Below are 17,340 nucleotides of genomic sequence, written 5' to 3'. Positions count from 1 at the left end.
GTTCGTGGGTTCGTGGGTTCGTGGGTTGTCAGGATCTTGGAGAAAGGGGGCTTACGCGCTGGCGTCCGTGGCGCCCGGACCGGCCACGCCCTTCCTGCGGCGCACGCCGATGACCGCACCCGCGCCGACCACCATCGCGGCTCCGCCGGCGAGAGCGATCGCCGGGAGCGCGGACGAGGAGCCGGTCGCGGCGAGGTGGGCGCCGCCCTGCGGGCTGAGGCCACCGGTGGAATCGGAACCACTGGTACCGCCGCTGGACGTGGCGCTGTGGCTGGGCTCGGCCGTGCCACCGGGCTTGCCCGGCTCGCTCGGCTTGGTGGTCGGCGGCTGCGTCGGCTTCGTGCCCGCGGGGAGGATGGAGAAGTCGTACCAGGCTTCCTTGGCCGAACCACAGGAACCGTCGCGGTTGCGGTAGTCGCCGGCGGCGAGCGCGTACCCGGCGCCGGGCTTGGCGTCCTTGACCACACGGGTGCGCAGTTGGAGCGTGAGGGTGCTGCGCGGACCGACGGGGAAGAAGCCGAACAGGTCGTCGGGCTCCGCGTCGTGGAAGGTCTTCCACCGCCCCGTCTTGGCGTCGCGGTACTCGGTCGCCAGCTCCCAGTACGGCCGGTCGACATCTTCGGCGGAGGACACCAGCAGGAAGGGCTGGACCTCCGCCAGGGGCTTGGCGGTGGTGTTGGTGAGCGTCATGGAGAAGGGCGTCCAGGCGCCGCCCGCAGTCAGTTGGCGCGGCAGCCCGTGGACGGCCACATGCAACTCGTCGGACTCGAACGCGCAGGACTTACCCGCACCATCGGAATCGCCGGCGTCCTTGCCTCCACCGGTGGCACCACCCGCGCCGGTGGTCTTCGCAGTGGTCCCTTCGGCGGTCCCGGCGGCTTTCGGCGGCTTCCCTGAGGCGGGACGGGCGGCCCCGTCGCGGTCCTGGGACGCCAAGCCACCGGCGGCGGCTTCGCCCGGGCGTCGCGGTTCGTCCGGGTTACCCGTTCCGCCACCGCCCGTTGTGGCCGGCCGGTCCGCCGGTGTTGCGGCATCGGGTAAGTCGGGAGCGGCGGGCGTGCGGGGACCGGCCTCGGACACCGGCTCCCTTGCGAACGCGGCGGCCGGCGCGGCCAGTACGGCGGCGGGCGCTAACACGGCAGCCGCTGCGGCGGCCGTCAGGGCGTGGCGAATCTTCATCCAGCAGACCTCTCGGATCATCCCAAGTGCCGCATGAGCGGCACAGGTTGACTTCGTCATGCTCAGGCCGTGCATGACCCATGGCGTGCATGAGTGCGCATGCAGACGTGCGTACATGCGGACACCTGCGCCCCATATAGGACCACTCGCACAGCGAAAAGGTTCCACACTCAAGTCACTGAAGTGGCGCATAAGGTGGGAGGTATCCCGGGATTTCCGTCAGGTCCCGCGTTCAGAGGTCATCGAGCGGCGGATCACGGCGGGGTGGCCGGGGTGGCCGGGGTGGTACGTCGCGTCCCGGCATCCGGCATCTCGTGGTAGACAGGCAGGTTCAGACTCAGACACCGACGGCTTGTTCAATGCGGGACGGCTACCTTCAGGTCGACCGGCAGGTGGCGGGGGCCGCGGAGCATGGCGTTCTGCCGGTATGGGGGTGGGTCCTGGCTCAGGCGGGCGGTGCCGAGGTACGGGAGCAGCGCGCGCAGTGCGGACTGGGCCTCGATACGGGCCAGGGGGCCGCCGTAGCAGAGATGGATGCCGCTGCCGAAGCCGAAGTGCTCGTTGTCCGGGCGGGTGGGGTCGAACCGGTCGGGCTCGTGGAACCGCATCGGGTCACGGTTGCCGGAAGCCAACACCAGTATCACGGGTGTGCCCTGGGCGATCGTGGTGCCGGTAACCTCGATGTCGTCGAGGGGAATGCGCTCCCGCATGTGGACCGGCGGTTCATAGCGCAGCAGTTCCTCCACCACCCGCGGTATCAGATCGGGCTCGCGTCGCAGCTGGTCCAGGTGCTCGGGGTGGCGCAGCAGGGTGAGCACCCCGTTGGCGATGAGGTTGACCGTGGTCTCATGGCCCGCGATGAGCAACAGCACTGCGGTTGCCGCGAGTTCTTCCTGGGTGAGCCGCAGCGCGGGGTCCGGCTCGTTCACGAAGTCGGACAGCAGGTCGCCGGTCGGGCGGCCACGACGCTGTTCGGCGAGGTCGACCAGGTACCCGCCCATCTCCATCCGCGCCTGATCGCCCGCCCGGGCCAGCTCGGTGGAGTCGTCTTCCGGCCGCACGTCGGCGGATGCGACCAGGGCGTCGGACCATGCCCGGAACCGCGGCTCGTCCTCGCGCGGCACGCCGAGCAGCCGGCAGATGACGGTGACCGGCAGCGGATAGGCGAAGTCGTCGACGATGTCGACCCGGCGCCCCGCCTGGAAGTTTCCCATCAACTCCTGGGTGATCTCGTCGACCTCGCCACGCATGGCATCGACCCGGCCCGGGTTGTGCGGCGGGCCGAACGGCCGCATGGCCAGGGTGCGCAGCCGGTGGTGCTCGGGATCGTCGAGGCGTAGGAAGGGCGGCTTGTGGGTCATCTCGCTCTCGCCGCGGGAGCGGGGATCGGCACTCATGCGCGGGTCGTGGAGCAGGCCCGCGATCTCGTAATACGTGCCGATCAGGTAGTTGCCGTCGGTCTGCCGCACCGCAGGACCGGCGCTGCGGAGTTCCGCGTACAGCGGGTAGGGATCGGGACGACTGGCGTAGTCGGTGATCCGTGCCAGCAGGGTCTGGGAGTCCAGGGTGCCGGAGTCCATGGTGGCGCTCCTTGGTGGTGGGGCGGGGCGTGGCTCAGCGCGTCGGCTGCACCACGGTCAGTCGGCGATCGGGCAGGTATCCGGTGAGCGCCACGGTGGGTCCGTGGGAGAGCACCTTCGGGTCCGGCACGTCGGAAGGGATCGGAATGTCGGCCGCGAGCGCACGGTCCGCCGCACCGGACGGGGGCGGGAACGGAGCGGCCGTCTCGATCAGGTGCCGGTAGTAGTCGAGCGCCTTGGCCATGTCGACGGTGACCGCGGCGGTGGCCCGCCCCTGGTAGCCGTAGGCCATCACCAGCCGGCGCGCCTCCAGGGAGCCCTGGGCGATGACCACGTGGTCGGAGTAGGTGGGTACGCCCACCGACTTGATGTTGAATCCGAACTGGGTCGACCAGAACATCGGGATGGCCAGGTGCGGGCGCTGCAGCGGACCCGGGTTGACCATGTTGTGGGCCGCCACCTCGGCCTGGGCGACCGCATTGCCCCAGTGCTCCAGGGACAGCATCTGGTAGCCGAACAGCGGGTGGGGGAAGCGGGACACATCGCCGGCCACGAAGACGTCGTCGGTGACGATCCCGTACATGGTGAAGGCCCGGCAGCCGGCGTCGCAGGCGATCCCGCGCGGGCCCGCGGCCAGCCCGCACTCCGCGAGCCACTCCACGTTGCGCACGGCGCCCAACGCCACGACGCACACGTCCGCGTCGACGCGGCTGCCGTCGGACAGTTCCGCACCGGTGAACCGGCCGTTCCCGTCCCCGCGCAGGGTGGTCACCGTGACGCCGCACCGCAGGTCCACGCCGTGATTGCGCTGCATGACGGCGGCGAGCTTCGACAGGGTGCCGCCGAGCGCGCCCACCAGGGGCGCGGGGCCGCGTTCGGCGACCGTGACCTCCAGCCCGCGCTCGCGGCAGGCCGAGGCGATCTCCGAGCCGGTGAAGCCGGCACCGATCACCAGCACCCGCTGCGGCCCGGCTGCCAGTCGCTCGGCCAGGCTCCCCGCTTCGTCCCTGGTACGCAGCGTGAACACCCCGTCCAGGGCGGCCTCCTCCGGGTTCGGCCAGGGCCGGGCACGGGTCCCGGTGGCGATCAGCACCCGGTCGTACGGCAGCGAATCGCCGCCCTCCAGCTCCACCCGCTTCGCGAGGGCGTCCAGCCCGGTGGCACGCACTCCCAGCCGCCAGTCGGCGTCCGGGTCGCACCGCATCGGCAGCCCGGTGGTGTCCGCCGCTGCCTTGCCGAGGAGTACCTGTTTCGACAGTGGCGGCCGGTCGTAGGGCGGATAGGGCTCGTCCCCGACCACGGTCAGTGAGCCGGTGAAACCCTCCGCACGCAGCGCCTCCGCGGCCCGCAATCCGGCCAGCGACGCGCCGACGATGACGATGCGGCCGTCCTTGAGGTCACCGGGCACCGGCACTCACCTCCTCGCCCAGGAGGATCGCCTGGACCGGGCAGGCCGCCGCGGCCTGGCGCACCCGTTCCGCCTGGTCATCAGGGACGGCCGTGGCGTACAGCAACCCCTCTTCCCCATGCAGCTGGAACACGTCCGGCGCGAGGAACACGCACTGCGCATAGCCCTGGCAGCGCGTGAGGTCCACAACGGTCTGCATGCTCACCACTTCCTCCGTCGCCTGAACCCCCTCGTGTCCAGCATGGGACGAGTCCGGGGCACCCGCACGAGCTCACTGACCGGCCCGCAGGGCGGCGGCTGACGGCTGACGGCTGACGGCTGACGGCTGCGATGATGTTGCCCGCCACGGCGCCTGTCGCCGCGGCGTCTACCAGCTCACTGCCTCATGGACCGCGAGTTTCGCGAGCTTCTTGCAGCAGGTCAGGGCGGCGGCCATGGCCAGGCCTCGGCTCTGCCAGTCATTGCGGACCATGTACGGGATCTTGAGACCATGAGGCAGCCCATGGCAGGCTCATGCCGCATGATCGATGAATTCGCGAAAGACAACCTGCACAGGAGACTGCGGCGGGACCGCAAGGCGCTGCTCTGGAAACTCGACGGCTTGTCCGAATACGACGCCCGCCGACCTTTGACAGCGACCGGGACCAACCTCCTCGGCCTGGTCAAACACGTGGCCACCGTCGAGGCCAGGTACTTCGGCGAGGTCTTCGCCCGCCCTTCCCCGGAACCGCTGCCCCGGTGGCAGGACTCCGACGGCAGCGATCTGTGGGCGACCGAGGACGAGACCCTCGATCAGATCATCGGGTTCTACCGGCGCACGTGGGAACATTCGGACGCGACGATCAACGAGCTTCCCCTCGACACCCCCGGCCACGTGCCGTGGTGGCCGGAGCCTCATGCCAACCCCAACCTGTTCGCCATCATGGTCCATGTCCTCGGCGAGACCATCCGGCACGCCGGGCACGCCGATGTCCTGCGCGAGGGCCTCGACGGCCGGACCGGGTTGCGCGCCGAACACGAGCAGCAGATCGACAAGGAAGCCCGTGCGGCCCACTGCGCGAAGATCGAGCAGGCCGCCAGGTCGGCCGCACCAATCAAGGCCGAAGGTCGCCAAGAACCGGTGGCATTTCGACCTGAAGGTCGGTGGGGGTCGTGACGTCCCGCTGGACGTCCGCATACAGCGGGTCAAGGCCACGGTGGAACGGCTGGTCAAAGCTGGTGCCACCGTGCTGCGGATCAAGGATGAGCCGGACATGGGGCTCTACGCCGCCGCCGTGCAGGACCCCGAGGGCAACGATCCCCCTTCGCGTCAGCCTGGTACTGAACGTGCGTCAGGACCCGGTGCCAGGTGCCGTCTCGTTGCCATCGGCGGAACAGATCGTAGATCCGGCCCCACGGGCCGGCCGTCCCACCTTTCCCTCTTCGGCAACGACGGTGCCAGCACCGCGCGCTGGGCACCGTGAGATCTCCCCGCGCCATGAGCCACGGCCTCTGTAGCCTGGCGTCGCTGTACGGCGGGGGGAGCCAACCGTGGAGAACATCCTGTCCGTGGCCATCGGGGCCGCTATCGGCCTCATAGGGGTGGTGTTCGGTTCGTGGTTCACCGCGCGCCGGCAGGACCGCATGTGGCTACGCGAACAAAAGCTCAGAGCCGGAATCGGCTTCAACACGGCCGTAGTTCAGCTACTGGACTACCTCAAGGAAACACAGCTGAGTGACGACGGTCCCGGAGCCAACGAGTTGGCGAACCGGATGCAGGAGGCTCGATCAGCCCTCTATCTGCTCTGCGCCAGCGACACCGTCGATCTCGCTGATGCTGTTGCGCGTCGGGTCTGGAGCACCCGGCCCACCGACGGCAGGGACGACCGCCGGGCCGAGTTCCGAGAGACGTTGGACCTCCTGCGTCGCTTCACCCATCAGCTACGGCTAGAGATCGCCAGATCCTAGTCGCCATTCGCCATTGGATCACCGGGCGGGCCAAAGGAAGATGCCTGCGATGTGGAGTCCGGCCAGGTGGATGTGGTGGTCTTCTCGTATCGAGTGCGATACCCCGCCACTGCTGTGGCGTCCTGAGTTCGTACCAGGGACTACGACAGCTGCTCGAAGTGAAAGGAGCAGATGAAGCAGTCTCGCGGTTGGCCGATCGCGAAGAGGACGCAGTCGAGGACGGACTGGGCGGTCAGCGCGTCATCTGCGGTTCGGGAGGCAGTGTCCCAGGTGGCGTGGAGCGGGTCGCCGTCCGTGAAATCCGGCGGGTAGAGCGAGATGACCCGGATGCCCTCGGGGCGGAGACGATGAGAGAGGACGTCAGCGAAGCCGGCCTGGGCGGCCTTGGCTGCGTAGAAGGCAGGGTGTGCCTGAGACCGGTGGTTGCGGGCTTCCGCAGCTGAGGAGACCAGGTTGACCACATCTGCACCCTCAGAAGTACGCAGCAGGGGAAGGAAGTGCTTGACCGTCAGCAGTGTGCCTGTGGCTCCGGAAGCGAGGGTGTCGGTGATCGCTGCGTCGTCGGCGTCCCACAGGTCTGGGCCTTCCAGGTATCGGGCACCATTGTTGACCAGTACGTCCACCTTGGCGGTGTAAGTGGCGACCCCATCCGCGAAGCCTCGTATCGTGGCCGGGTCAGCCAGATCACAGGCGAACGCATCCACTAGCGCACCGCCGTTGTCGGCCGCCACCTCCTGGGCCACCTTGTGAGCGGCAGCCAGCGTGCGAGCGGATACGAACACGTGCGCCCCCATCCGGCCGGCGTGCAACGCAAACGCCCTCCCGAACCCACGCCCGGCCCCGGTAACCACCACTGTCTTCCCGGTGAGATCCATACGCGCGTCTCCTTCGACCTCTTATGTTGATCACGGTGAGCGTAATTGCGCCTACGCACGCACCGTCTCCCCCCCTCGGCTGACCTGCAGGCAAGGAGACCCTCTGAGCTCTGAGCTCTGAGCTCTCCGGACGGCGCGCTGATTTCACCCACCCGCTACCGTGACTGGCTCACTGTCTGACCGCCGTCCGACGCGGCACGTGGAACAAGACCGCGACCCATGCACCGCGAGGCGCATACGACACGGGCAGCGATACGACACGGCAGCGCACACGTCGGCGGCGACGACCCGTCGATGTCCGCATCGGGCTGGCGATGCGGGCGAAGAGCGTCCAGACCCACAACCGAGGCTGCCCTTCAGCTCAGCGGGGTGGGGTCGTGCGCCAGTCCCCCGCCAATCACCCCGTGCGCCCCGGCGGCCGGCTTCCCCGCGAGATCCTGGAGGTGACCGGTGCGGCGAAACGGGCGGCCAGCGGGACGCCCAGAGCGATGAGAATCACCGCCATCAGTACCGGTCCAGGCCCGAAGAAGCCGGTCACCGCCTTGGCGACGTCCCGCTCCGGCGCATTGGTCACACACCGATAGACCCTGGTCGAGCAAGCGGTCAGGACGTCCTGAAGGACCACTCCCCACATCCAGAGACCGGCCATCAGCCACCCGCCGAGCAGGCACACCGGCACAACGACCAACTTCAGGAACCTGGACATGCGTTGCGCCTCGGGGTCGCCCCGGTACCACTGCCCCCCGATGACCGAGAGCCAGCCGCACAGCAGCACGGCCGCGACGATCAACACGGCGAGGAACGACGGCGCCAGCGGCATGCCGGTGAGACCGAAGCCGGACACCCGCGTGTAGAGGGCGAGCCAACCGCCCGCCACCACCCCCACGGCCACGATCAGGCCGGTGAGCGCCGACCGGCCGAGCCGTGCCGGACCTGCCGCGTACCACTGGTGACTCCACAGCGTGAACCCCACGAACAGCGTCAATCCCAACCCGACGACCGCCCCGCACACAATCATCGTGAAGGCCCCGCTCTCGGGCCCGTAGAACCGCAGCAGCATGTCCTGGAGCGTCGGCAGCAGCACACCGGCGACGGTCGCACCGAGGAACACCCGCCCCGGCGAGGAGGCCAGCACCCGGCCCGGTGCCTTGGCCACGCCCAGCCGTTCGTCGCCCAGGGGGTGGTGGCGGAGCCAGGACCGCAGCCGTGCCGCGCCCGTCCCGTCCGCCCGGCCGCTGTGCGCGCTGAGGGCGGCGAGCAGTCCGTCGCGGTCGGTCATGCCGGCGTGCAGGTCGGCATGGTGTTCGCGGACCCGCAGGTAGGCGCGAGCGATCAGCTCACCGAGGAGAGTGAGCAGGAAGGCCCGGAGCAGGGTGACCACCAGCGCGCCCGGCGTGGAGTTGCGGTTGAGCACGTCCAGGACCATGGCAAAGGCGATGAAGGCCCCGGCGAACAGGTTGGAGGGGCGGAACACCGTCAGCAGGTGGTATGTCTGCAGGTCCCTGCCGCGCAGATGCGCCAGCTCGTGCCGGACCACCGTTTCGAAGATCCGCCGGCCGTGGTCGCCCTTCTCGCGCAGCACCAGCAGTTCCGGGCCGAGCATCAGCAGGGGCCGACGTTGCTGACCGGTGACGTACGCTCCCGACGCCAGCCGCCGGTCCACCATCACCACCGGATTCCGACTCAGCCGGGCCTCCCGAATGAGGCTGCCCACCGCCTCCGCGGCACCGTGGAACGGGGTCTCGGCCAGTGGCGTGGAACGCCGCTGCCGACGCCAGTTGGTGCTCGCCCCGATCACGAGTCCGGGCGTGAGCAGCATCAGAAGGTAGTTCACCGAGCCGGTGACCATCGCGCCGGCATCCCGGGGACAGTCCAGGGTCGGGCCCGTGCACAGCCCTGTCAGGGGTGCCTGCAACGTGGCCATCCACAGGGCGAAGAACAGGTCCTGCGCCAGGACCGTGACGACCAGCAGGAGCAGCATCAACGACAGATCGGAGGGGAACGCTTCGATGTCGAGGGAGCCGGAAGGGCCCGACGGGCGCGGCGGGTACGAAGGGCGCGAGGCAAAGGGCTTCATTGCGTCGGCTCCGCATCCCCGCCGGGTCTCAGCAGCACCAGTTCGCCGACCACGGCATCGGCGAGCACTCCGGCCTGGTCCGCAGGCATCCCGAGCGCCACCGCCTTTGCCTGCACCGACGCCCGTACGCTGGTCAGTTGCTCCGTGCTCAGCGCCGCGACGGCCACCGCCACCTCCTCGGTCTCCGCCCGGCGCCGCAGGCGCTGGGGCAGCCGGTCGAGCAGCGTCCGGGTCAGGCGCATACTGCGGTTCTTGATCTCGTCGGCGGCGCCTCCCGCCACCGCGGTCAGCGCCCAACCGCTGACCAGCACCCCCACCGGGGTGACGGCCCCCACCATCTCGTCCAGGCCACTGCCCAACGGCGTGTCCCGCAGCTTCGGCGTACGGGCGCGCGGCCGGGAGAGCAGCGCGAAGGCCGGCAGCTCCTCGGGCGCGACCCGGGCCACCACCCGCCGGGCGAACTCGTCGCGCGAGACACGGACGAGGTAGGTGTCGTCGTCGATGCTGGCTGTGGTTTCGAGGCTGGTCGTGGCTTCGAGGCTGGTCTTGGTTTCGATGTCGGTCGTGGTACTGGTCTCGGTGTCGGTCGTGGTCCCGGTCTCGGTGTCGGTCCGTAAGTCCGGTCTGTGTTCGGAGTGTTGCGGTTGCGGCACCACGTTGCCCCCTCATCGTTCATCCCTGCGTGGCGGCCAAATGCCCTCAGTATGGCGGCAGTTGGCGGAAAGTTGACGGGGTAGAGCGGGCGCAGAACCGGTCACGGTCCGGAGGCCAGTCGGAACTCCGGCAATGACCGTAGGGCTGTTGCGACTGGAGGGGCTGGTGGCCACCGTCGATGTCGTATGTGCCACCGGTGAGCGTGTCGCTGACGAGCCTGCCGGCAGCTTCCACATCGAACTGAATTGCGCACATTGGCAGTGCCGTAATCCCCCTGTTCGAGCAGCAGTGCAAGGTCTACGCTCCCGCTGGTACGCGTGGGGGTGCGGGATACCGGCCGCTGCCATCGGGGGGGAAGCATGGACATACGACTGACGGTCCAGGGCGAAGTCCACAACATCGCGCAGGAATCTCTTTCTCTCCGAAGGTGGCTCGTCCACAATCCCCCAGTGATCTCATCGGCCGAGGTGTCGTTTCCCCGCAGCACCCGGGTCGGTGCCCAGCCGGGTCTCTCCCTGGAAGAGATCAACGTCATCACTCAAAACGCATTCAGCTTCGCGGCGCTCGTCGTGGCGATCGACACCTGGCGACGACAGCGCAAAGGCCACCCGCCGGTGACCATCGAGTGCCAGGAAGTCAGGGTCAGGCTCTCCGAGGGCACGCCGGAGGAAACCGAGGAAGCGATCCGGTCGCTGAACGCTCTACCGTCCGAGCCCCCCGTGCCTCACGTGCCTTCGGACGATGGCTCCGCAGGCGATGGCTCCACAGGCGATGACGCCACTGAAGAGCCGGACGACGCGTGTTGAACATGGCCCTTTCGGATCCGATGAAGTCCATGGCCGTGTTCCTCGGTGACTACGACTATGACCACGACCTCACCCACGGCTCGGCCAATCTCCCCGGCCTCGCACGCAGCGTGCGGCGGATCTGGGAACTCTTTGCGGACCCGAAGGTGTGGGGCCTGCCCTCGGACCGGTGTGTTCTGCCCAAGACCCGTGAAGCGGTGTTCGACGCGATTCACGAGGCGGTCGCCCGTGCGACGGACACGGTGCTGTTCTACTACGCCGGGCACGGGCACCTGAGCCCTGACGTGGAGGAGTTGCACTTGGGCCTTTCCTCATCGAAGCCCGAGCGCCTGGATACCTGGTTGCGGTTCCAAGAGGTCGCGACCGCATTGCTGAGCAGAGACGGAACGTACAGTGCGAGTAGCGCCCTCCGGCGGGTGGTGATCCTGGACTGTTGTTGCAGCGGTCTTGGCCTGCGCAGGATCCCGGATACGACACACGTCAAGGATTTTCTCGGCGTTGAAGGGGCCTACCTCCTGACATCCACGTCAGGCAACGAGCAAAGCTGGTGCCCGCCCGACGGCACGTTCAGCGCCTTCTCCGGTGAACTGATCGGGCTGCTGGAGAACGGAATTCCCGGAGCTCCGGAGCTGCTGACGATGGACAGCATCTTCGTGGCGTTGCAGCAGGAACTTCTCGTCCGTGGCGATCCGCGGCCTCAGCAATTGAACATCGCCACTGCTGGGCACATCTGCATCGCCCGCAACCGCGCCCCCGACGAGGGCCAGGACGCACCACAGGAACAGGAACAGGAACAGGACACACAGACATGGAGCGACCGTTATGACCCCATACTGACGTCCTGGTGGGACGGCGTCATCGACAGCGTCCCGTCCCAGCCCGGTCGCATGGGGCGCTGGATGGCCAGGCACCGCGACCAGGGAGGACTGCTGGCGAACAATCTGGGCCCTCGGATGTACGCGCCCGCGAATGTGTGGACCACGTTCAGCAGGAGGGGAGCGGCAGCAACGTCGATGGTCTCTCGGTACCTCACGCTGCCCATGCCGGATGTGGACAAGCTCGCCACACGCTTCGCCGAGTACGCGGAGCTGACCCCCGACGTTGCCGCCATCTACTTGTGGCGGCGCCCGCCCAGTCCATGGGAGATGCGCAACCGCGTCCTCCTGGTCCACCGGTGCGCCCTGCGGTACCCGGCCGAGCTGGCCGGCGCCCTGAAAAAGGCATACGCCGCAGCGCCGCTGCGCACCCATGACCTGTGCGACGCGGCGGAGGTGCCTACCCCGCCTCTGGCCCTCACGCATGCGCTGCACCGGCGCGTGCAGGGCCTTTCCTGAAGCTCGTTCATTGAGCTATGGAAGGCGTCGGGGAACAGATCACGGGCGGCCGGCTCGGGCTGCGTCTCGCGTGGTGATCAAACTCAGTCCGTGACGAGGCGTCATTGCCAGAAACCCTCTCCCCAACATCCGAGAGCGACGTCAGGACCGTGCACTCATGACGCAGGACATCCCGCCACTCGCTGCCGCCCTGCCACCAGCGCACGGGCAGGCGAACGCTTCAGCGCTGATCCACAACGGGGCCGGCGCCTACCTGCTGCACCTGCGCGACGACATTCCCGGCATCTGGGAGCCGGGTGCCTGGTCTCTTCTCGTCGGCGGCCAAGAGCCGGGCGACCGGTCCCCTCGCCGCCCGCTGGCGAGCCGCCGGTTCCCCATCTGCGCCTCACCGACTTTGGTACTCAACTCGCTTTCAGAGGAGCAGAGTTGGGACCGGTCATCGGTGCCCATCCGACCCGCCCGCGACACCATCCGGACCCGTCGGTCGACCGGCGCGAGCTGTGACTGAGAGGCGGCCTGTGCCGCGGTGCGCGAGCCGTCGCCGCTGATCACGTCGTCGCCGCTGGGCGCCGGCGGCGGTCACGCAGCGCCGTCCAGGCCGGGATGAGCAGCAGGGCCAGGCCCCCGGCCCAGGTCGTGATCAATGGGATCACCCACACTCCGAACTCCAGGTCGGGCATCACTCGGCAGGCCGCGTGGCCGGTGCCCCACCGTACGCAGGCGAAGTGGTTGCGTGCGGTGATGGCGGCGAGCGGCAGCAGCAGCCCCGCGCCGAGGGTGCCGAAGATTCCGTGCAGCGCGCGCAGTTCGCCGCGTGCGTGCCGCCACGCGACGACGAAGCCGACAGCGATTTCCAGCAATGCTGCCAGGGCCAGCTGATAGTAGGGGAAGGCCGCTCCGACCCATTGGATCGGCCAGGGGAAGACCACGGCACAGAACAGGTGCCACAGCCACAGTCCGAGCCCGGCGGCGGCCCCGAAGAGGGTGCCCTGGGCCGCCGCCCTGACGGGGCGCAGGCGCGGGACAGTCAGGAGCGCCGCCGAGTCCTCGACCGACACGGCCTGGAGCAGGAACCGTTCGGGTCCCGCGGTGGGTGCCTGGGCACGGCGCGGGCCGAAGAGCCGTACGCCGGACCGTGCAGCAAGCGGGACCCCGGCTGTGACCACGACCAGGACGATGACCAACAGCGGCGGCGTGAGCATGAAGGCTGTGGAGAACACGAAGCCCAGGTAGTCCAGCGGCGTGGGAAGCAGATTCAGCGGGTGCGGCATCGAGAGCAATGCGAAGCCCGGGGCGCCGGCATCGTAGACGTACCCCAAGAAGATGCTCAACAGGGCGACGCCGACCACGCTCCCTGCGACGACCAGGAGCAACGGACGCCGGCCGGCCAGCACGACGGGTGCCCACACCCGGGCCGTCGCCGCGTTCCAGCGGACGAAGCCGTAGCCGATGCCTCCGAGGGTCAGCCACCAGGACAGCTGAACGGGCAGCGGGTTGGCGATGCCGAGGGACATCGCCGTGCTGTGCATGTGGTCCCCGAAGGTACCCACGATGAGCCCGGCCGCCATGGCGAGGCCTGTGCGATGGGCGTCCGGCCACCGACCACGGTTCATCCATGCGGCCAGCACCGCGCGCCAGATCCCCATCGCCACGCCGCCGCCGAGCGCGACGGAGGGGATGACGGCGGACAGCGGCCCGCCGCGGTCCGTCAGGCGCGCGGCTTCCTCGGTCCATTGCACGACCTGCTGGTAGACGAGTGAGCAGGTCAGGGCCAGTCCGAAGGCTTCCCAGGGACCGAAGCCGAACAGCAGCCGCGGGTCGCTGAGGGCCGCCAGCCGGTGTTCGACAGGAGGATGCGGGCGCAGGAAGGGGGGCAGGCTTCGGCCGGTGCGTTGGCGACCGTGCTCCGCGGTGAGGACGCGTCGTAGCGAGGGGGCTCCGCGGGTCCATACCGCGACCCGGGCGTCCGCGTACATCTCGCGGCTGCGCAGCACCGCGGCGCTGGTGAGGGCGACGGTGACCGCGAGGGCGCATTGGGCGAGGACAGACAGCAGCTGGTACAGGAGACCTGAGGGCACCAATACCCACTCGACCAGCAGCCCGAGCGGCGCGGTGACGGCGATCGGAATCGCTACCGCGACGACGAACAGTCGGTAGCAGATCAGCGTGAGGAAGGCGATGTCCACGTCCCGGTTGCGCAGGTGCGCCAGTTCGTGCAGGACGATCGCTCTGAATGCCTCGGGATCCCGGCGGTGCAGTTGCAACAGGCCGGTACTGAGCATCACATGGCGCCGCCCGATCCGGCCGAAGGCAAGTCCGTTGGGGGCCGGGTCGCGCCAGTCGACGACATAGCGCACCCGGCAGCGCAGCTTGGCCATCACGGCCAGCTCACCCAGGGTGCGCCGGATGTCGGCGAGCCCGTCGGTCGGCAGGGGGCGCAGTCGGCGCCGGCGGATCCGATAGGCCGGCAGCAGCCAGTAGACAACTCCGATGGCCAGCCATAATGCCCCCAGGGTGGCCAGTGCCAGGGCAGTCTGGTTCCCGAAGAACGACTGCGGGCAGGCGCGGGTGAACTTGTCGGGGTCGATCGCCTGGTGGCTGTTTCGGGCTGCGCAGTCGATGGCCCCGGCGAGGCCGCCGATATCGCCGCCCCGTGTGAAGTACGCCGCCGTGCCGATTGCCCCGCTCAGGGCCGCAGCCATGGCCGTCGACGTGCTCAGGATGAGCAGGGCGAACCGCAGCGACGTCCCCGACGGCATCCGGAACGGATGCGGCATACCCCCGGCAGCGCCGACCGAGGGGGCCGGCGCTGTACTCATGAGGTGATCTCCTCCCCGCCCGGAGCCGGCGGTGCCTGCATCCCACCGACGATGGCGTCCGCCAGCAGACTCGCCTGGGCCGGCGGCAGCCCCAGTGCGATGGCCCGGTCATGGGCGACCCGCCGCAGACGCTCCAGCTCCTGGGACCGGGAGGGCTCGCTGCCGTTGCGCTCCACGGCGCGTACGGAGCCCGGCGCGGCGAACGGGTTGTCCGCACCGCCCTCAGCGTCACCGTCACCACCTCGCCGCCCCAACCGCCACCAGCCGCGCCGGCGTTCCCTGCGCAGGACGTCGGTGGCGATGTTCCCCGCTACGGCCGAGGCGACCGGCAGCGCGAACTGCGTCAGCGTCCCGATGACCACGGCGTCGATGCCGATCCCCAACGGCTCTTGGCGAGCCTTCCGGTCTCCCCGCCGCGGATCGTCGAAGTACGCCCCGGCCGTCTCCTCGAAGAGCTCCAACTCCTCCGGCGCCAACCGCCGCACGGCCTCCCGCGCCAAATCCCAGGCCTGTTGTGTCTCAACGTCCCTCAACCCACCCACCGAAAGCCCCCCGCTCGCCCGCCCGCCCCTGCAGTCCCCAGCCAAGTATCGAACCCCAACTCACCCCACCGTCAAGTCCTTTGGGAGTCACCGGCACCACCCAGCCGGAGTAGGCAGCACCGTCATGAGCCAAGGCACGGAGGGACAGCACTGTGACCACATACGCTCGGCGGTCGGCGGTCGGCGGTCGCTCCGTTCGGTCGGGCGCCGCGTGGTCGTCGATCCGGCGATCTACGACGGCGAAGGGCCGGACGCGCACAGATCGCCCGTGCGCGCGGCGCGCGGGCGCTCGCCCTCAGCAGCGGAACCAAGATCGATTCGGTGCGCGAAGCCGGCGCGCACGAAGTCGTCGACCGCGCACGGGACGTCGCCGAGCAGCTCCGCGCCGCCGCCCCGGAGGACATCGACATCGCACTCGACGTCGTGGCCGGAGAACTGGTGGCCGAGGGGCTGCCGCTGGTGCGCGGAGGCGGCCGGTGGGTCGTCGCCGGCGCACTCGGCGGCTATGACGTGGCCTTCGACGTGCGCCGTCTCTACCTGCACAACGCGCAGTTGATCGGCTCGTCGCTGCACACACCCGCGCACTTCGCCCGCCTTATGGCCCCTTATGGACCTGGCTCGCCGGGCCGAGGTCCAGCCCGTTGTCGCCGCGACCTTCCCCCTGGACCAGGCCGCCCGGGCGCAGGAAGAACTCGCCCGCAGGAGGCACGTGGGAAAGATCATCATGCATCCCTAGCAGTTCGCGAGAGCCAGGACTTCCCCGACCCTAGGTGGAACGAGGCCCCGTGGCGGGCGGTGCGGGCCGGTCGGCCGACGCACACGGCCCCGCCGGGCAACGTTCGCCTGGCCCGTCGCCGGACGAGCCTCGCAGGGTCGTTCAGGGCCTGCGGCCGTGGAAGGTGCGGCGCAGGTCGCTCACCCAGGCGTCGGGGTTCTCCCAGGGGATGAAGTGGCCGCCGTGGTCGTGGGCGTTGACATTGACGTGGTGGAACCAATCGGCCTGCGGGCCGGTCTTGAATGCCCGGACGCGCTCGTCCGCGGAGTGGATGCCGGGCGGGTTCTCGTACGTGACGAAGGTGAGGCCGACCGGGGCCTGCACGACCGGGGTACGGTCGTGCGCGGGGGCCCAGGGGTAGCGGTTGGCGTTGGCGTAGTAACGCATCGACGTGGCGATGGAGTTGTTCACCCAGTAGATCGTGGCGTGGGTGAGCAGGTCGTCCCTGGTGAAGACGGATTCGAGGTCGCCGCTGTTGTCGCTCCAGGCGTTCCAGCGCTCCAGCAGCCAGGCGAGCAGTCCGGCGGGTGAGTCGCTCAGCCCGTGGGCCAGGGTGGCGCCGTCGAGCATGTGCACGGCGAGGTGGGACGCAAAGCTGCGGTCCAGCTCGATGATGCGGGCGCGGACATCGGCGGGCTGGTCGTCCGTAAGGGGCCGATTCCGGGCGAAGTCCCAGGCGCGGGGACCGTTGAAGAAGTCGAGCGGCAGCCCGGAGCCGATGTGAATGCCGTACAGCTCGTCGGCGTACTTGTGGCCGAGCTGACTGGAGACGATCCCACCGATGTCACAGCCCCCGGCCGCGTACTTCTCGTACCCCAGAGTCTCGGTCATCAGGGTGTGCCAAAGGTCCGAAACTTTCCAGAAGTTGACGTCCGGAAAGCCGGTGAGCGGGCCGGGGAAGCCGAAGCCGGGCAGGGACGGCACGATGACGTCGAAGGCGTCGGCGGGTTCGCCCCCGAACGCGGCCGGGTCGGCGAGCGGGTCGATCACCTTCGACCAGTGCCAGAACGTCCACGGCCAGCCGTGGGTGAGGATCAACGGGATGGGGCGGGGGCCGCGGCCGGGCTTGCGCATGAAGTGCACCGGGACACCGGCAACGTTCACCTGGTAGTGCTCGTGGACGTTGATGGCGGCCTCGGCCTTGCGCCAGTCGTAGCCGTCCCGCCAATAGGCGACCAGCTCACGCAGATAGCTGTCCGGGACGCCGTATGACCAGTCGCCATTCCCCTCGTCCAACGGCGCACGGGTCAACGCGAGACGGGCGCGCAGGTCATCGAGCACCTCGTCGGACACATGGATCGGGGTGGGCTCCAGGGGGAAGGCGTGCGGAGTGGTCATGGCGTG

The 17,340-nt window shown here is 69.1% G+C and carries 15 protein-coding genes and 2 pseudogenes; 7 read left to right on the top strand and 10 right to left on the bottom strand.

The features are described from left to right. Positions 1 to 51 precede the first annotated feature (51 nt). The 4 genes from AB0E02_RS04815 to AB0E02_RS04800 all read right to left on the bottom strand — a co-directional run bounded on the left by AB0E02_RS04815 (position 52) and on the right by AB0E02_RS04800 (position 4,366). Positions 52 to 936, bottom strand: a complete 885-nt coding sequence (locus tag AB0E02_RS04815; protein ID WP_362135997.1) for an LPXTG cell wall anchor domain-containing protein — start codon at positions 934 to 936, stop codon at positions 52 to 54. Between the two features lie 599 nt (positions 937 to 1,535). Next, entirely contained in the window at positions 1,536 to 2,744 is a 1,209-nt protein-coding gene (locus AB0E02_RS04810) for a cytochrome P450 (protein WP_362136124.1), read from the bottom strand. Positions 2,745 to 2,793: 49 nt separating this feature from the next. Next, on the bottom strand, positions 2,794 to 4,167 hold the full coding sequence (locus AB0E02_RS04805) for an FAD/NAD(P)-binding oxidoreductase (protein WP_362135995.1): 1,374 nt from the start codon (positions 4,165 to 4,167) through the stop codon (positions 2,794 to 2,796). Next, positions 4,157 to 4,366, bottom strand: coding sequence for a ferredoxin (locus AB0E02_RS04800; protein WP_362136122.1), 210 nt, complete (start codon positions 4,364 to 4,366; stop codon positions 4,157 to 4,159). Before AB0E02_RS04800 ends, AB0E02_RS04805 begins: the two co-directional genes overlap by 11 nt. 321 nt (positions 4,367 to 4,687) lie before the next feature. On the opposite strand from AB0E02_RS04800, the gene AB0E02_RS04795 reads away from it, so the two are divergent. The 3 genes and pseudogenes from AB0E02_RS04795 (at position 4,688) to AB0E02_RS04785 (ending at position 6,114) form a co-directional block, all read left to right on the top strand. After that, a complete protein-coding gene (locus AB0E02_RS04795) occupies positions 4,688 to 5,323 on the top strand; it encodes a DinB family protein (protein ID WP_362136120.1) in 636 nt (211 codons plus the stop codon). Continuing rightward, a pseudogene (locus tag AB0E02_RS04790) lies at positions 5,268 to 5,465 on the top strand (VOC family protein); the annotation flags it as partial. The gene AB0E02_RS04795 and the pseudogene AB0E02_RS04790, both read left to right, overlap by 56 nt. A 232-nt stretch (positions 5,466 to 5,697) precedes the next feature. Further along, positions 5,698 to 6,114 carry a hypothetical protein gene (locus tag AB0E02_RS04785; protein ID WP_362135993.1) on the top strand — a complete coding sequence of 139 codons (417 nt, stop codon included), beginning with the start codon at positions 5,698 to 5,700 and terminating at the stop codon, positions 6,112 to 6,114. A gap of 140 nt (positions 6,115 to 6,254) precedes the next feature. On the opposite strand, the gene AB0E02_RS04780 is transcribed toward AB0E02_RS04785, so the two are convergent. The 3 genes from AB0E02_RS04780 to AB0E02_RS04770 form a co-directional block, all read right to left on the bottom strand. Then, entirely contained in the window at positions 6,255 to 6,989 is a 735-nt protein-coding gene (locus AB0E02_RS04780) for an SDR family NAD(P)-dependent oxidoreductase (RefSeq protein WP_362135991.1), read from the bottom strand. 397 nt (positions 6,990 to 7,386) lie between these two features. Continuing rightward, positions 7,387 to 9,066 carry a M48 family metalloprotease gene (locus AB0E02_RS04775; protein WP_362135989.1) on the bottom strand — a complete coding sequence of 560 codons (1,680 nt, stop codon included), beginning with the start codon at positions 9,064 to 9,066 and terminating at the stop codon, positions 7,387 to 7,389. Next, positions 9,063 to 9,719 (bottom strand): hypothetical protein, encoded by a 657-nt coding sequence (locus AB0E02_RS04770; protein ID WP_362135987.1) that lies wholly within the window; start codon positions 9,717 to 9,719, stop codon positions 9,063 to 9,065. The genes AB0E02_RS04775 and AB0E02_RS04770 overlap by 4 nt, the downstream gene beginning before the upstream one ends. A 360-nt stretch (positions 9,720 to 10,079) precedes the next feature. On the opposite strand from AB0E02_RS04770, the gene AB0E02_RS04765 reads away from it, so the two are divergent. The 3 genes from AB0E02_RS04765 to AB0E02_RS04755 all read left to right on the top strand — a co-directional run bounded on the left by AB0E02_RS04765 (position 10,080) and on the right by AB0E02_RS04755 (position 12,368). Beyond that, a complete protein-coding gene (locus AB0E02_RS04765; protein ID WP_362135985.1) occupies positions 10,080 to 10,526 on the top strand; it encodes a hypothetical protein in 447 nt (148 codons plus the stop codon). A 29-nt stretch (positions 10,527 to 10,555) separates the two neighbouring features. After that, a complete protein-coding gene (locus tag AB0E02_RS04760) occupies positions 10,556 to 11,860 on the top strand; it encodes a caspase family protein (protein WP_362135983.1) in 1,305 nt (434 codons plus the stop codon). A 157-nt stretch (positions 11,861 to 12,017) separates the two neighbouring features. Next, positions 12,018 to 12,368, top strand: a complete 351-nt coding sequence (locus AB0E02_RS04755) for a hypothetical protein (RefSeq protein WP_362135981.1) — start codon at positions 12,018 to 12,020, stop codon at positions 12,366 to 12,368. Between the two features lie 40 nt (positions 12,369 to 12,408). Here AB0E02_RS04755 and AB0E02_RS04750 read toward each other — a convergent pair whose 3' ends face one another. Together AB0E02_RS04750 and AB0E02_RS04745 are read right to left on the bottom strand one after the other, a co-directional pair. Next, a complete protein-coding gene (locus AB0E02_RS04750) occupies positions 12,409 to 14,679 on the bottom strand; it encodes a M56 family metallopeptidase (RefSeq protein WP_362135979.1) in 2,271 nt (756 codons plus the stop codon). Continuing rightward, complete coding sequence (locus AB0E02_RS04745) at positions 14,676 to 15,212, bottom strand: hypothetical protein (RefSeq protein WP_362135977.1); 537 nt, start codon at positions 15,210 to 15,212, stop codon at positions 14,676 to 14,678. The genes AB0E02_RS04750 and AB0E02_RS04745 overlap by 4 nt, the downstream gene beginning before the upstream one ends. 267 nt (positions 15,213 to 15,479) lie before the next feature. On the opposite strand from AB0E02_RS04745, the pseudogene AB0E02_RS04740 reads away from it, so the two are divergent. Next, positions 15,480 to 15,957: pseudogene (locus AB0E02_RS04740) on the top strand (zinc-binding dehydrogenase); the annotation flags it as partial. A 141-nt stretch (positions 15,958 to 16,098) separates the two neighbouring features. Here the strand turns inward: AB0E02_RS04740 and AB0E02_RS04735 are convergent. After that, entirely contained in the window at positions 16,099 to 17,334 is a 1,236-nt protein-coding gene (locus tag AB0E02_RS04735; RefSeq protein ID WP_362135975.1) for an epoxide hydrolase, read from the bottom strand. Positions 17,335 to 17,340: the final 6 nt, after the last annotated feature.

The organism is Streptomyces sp. NPDC048196 (assembly GCF_040652715.1).
GTDB lineage: Bacteria > Actinomycetota > Actinomycetes > Streptomycetales > Streptomycetaceae > Streptomyces > Streptomyces siderophoricus.
The sequence above is the reverse complement of the archived record's forward strand: the minus strand, read 5'-3'. Positions and strand labels throughout refer to the sequence as shown.

Excerpts from the sequence above, each read along its gene's own strand:
- AB0E02_RS04800 (WP_362136122.1), bottom strand. The coding sequence starts at position 4,366 with ATGCAGACCGTTGTGGACCTCACGCGCTGCCAGGGCTATGCGCAGTGC.
- AB0E02_RS04795 (WP_362136120.1), top strand. The coding sequence starts at position 4,688 with ATGATCGATGAATTCGCGAAAGACAACCTGCACAGGAGACTGCGGCGG.
- AB0E02_RS04780 (WP_362135991.1), bottom strand. The coding sequence starts at position 6,989 with ATGGATCTCACCGGGAAGACAGTGGTGGTTACCGGGGCCGGGCGTGGG.
- AB0E02_RS04775 (WP_362135989.1), bottom strand. The coding sequence starts at position 9,066 with ATGAAGCCCTTTGCCTCGCGCCCTTCGTACCCGCCGCGCCCGTCGGGC.
- AB0E02_RS04765 (WP_362135985.1), top strand. The coding sequence starts at position 10,080 with ATGGACATACGACTGACGGTCCAGGGCGAAGTCCACAACATCGCGCAG.
- AB0E02_RS04760 (WP_362135983.1), top strand. The coding sequence starts at position 10,556 with ATGGCCGTGTTCCTCGGTGACTACGACTATGACCACGACCTCACCCAC.
- AB0E02_RS04755 (WP_362135981.1), top strand. The coding sequence starts at position 12,018 with ATGACGCAGGACATCCCGCCACTCGCTGCCGCCCTGCCACCAGCGCAC.
- AB0E02_RS04750 (WP_362135979.1), bottom strand. The coding sequence starts at position 14,679 with ATGAGTACAGCGCCGGCCCCCTCGGTCGGCGCTGCCGGGGGTATGCCG.
- AB0E02_RS04735 (WP_362135975.1), bottom strand. The coding sequence starts at position 17,334 with ATGACCACTCCGCACGCCTTCCCCCTGGAGCCCACCCCGATCCATGTG.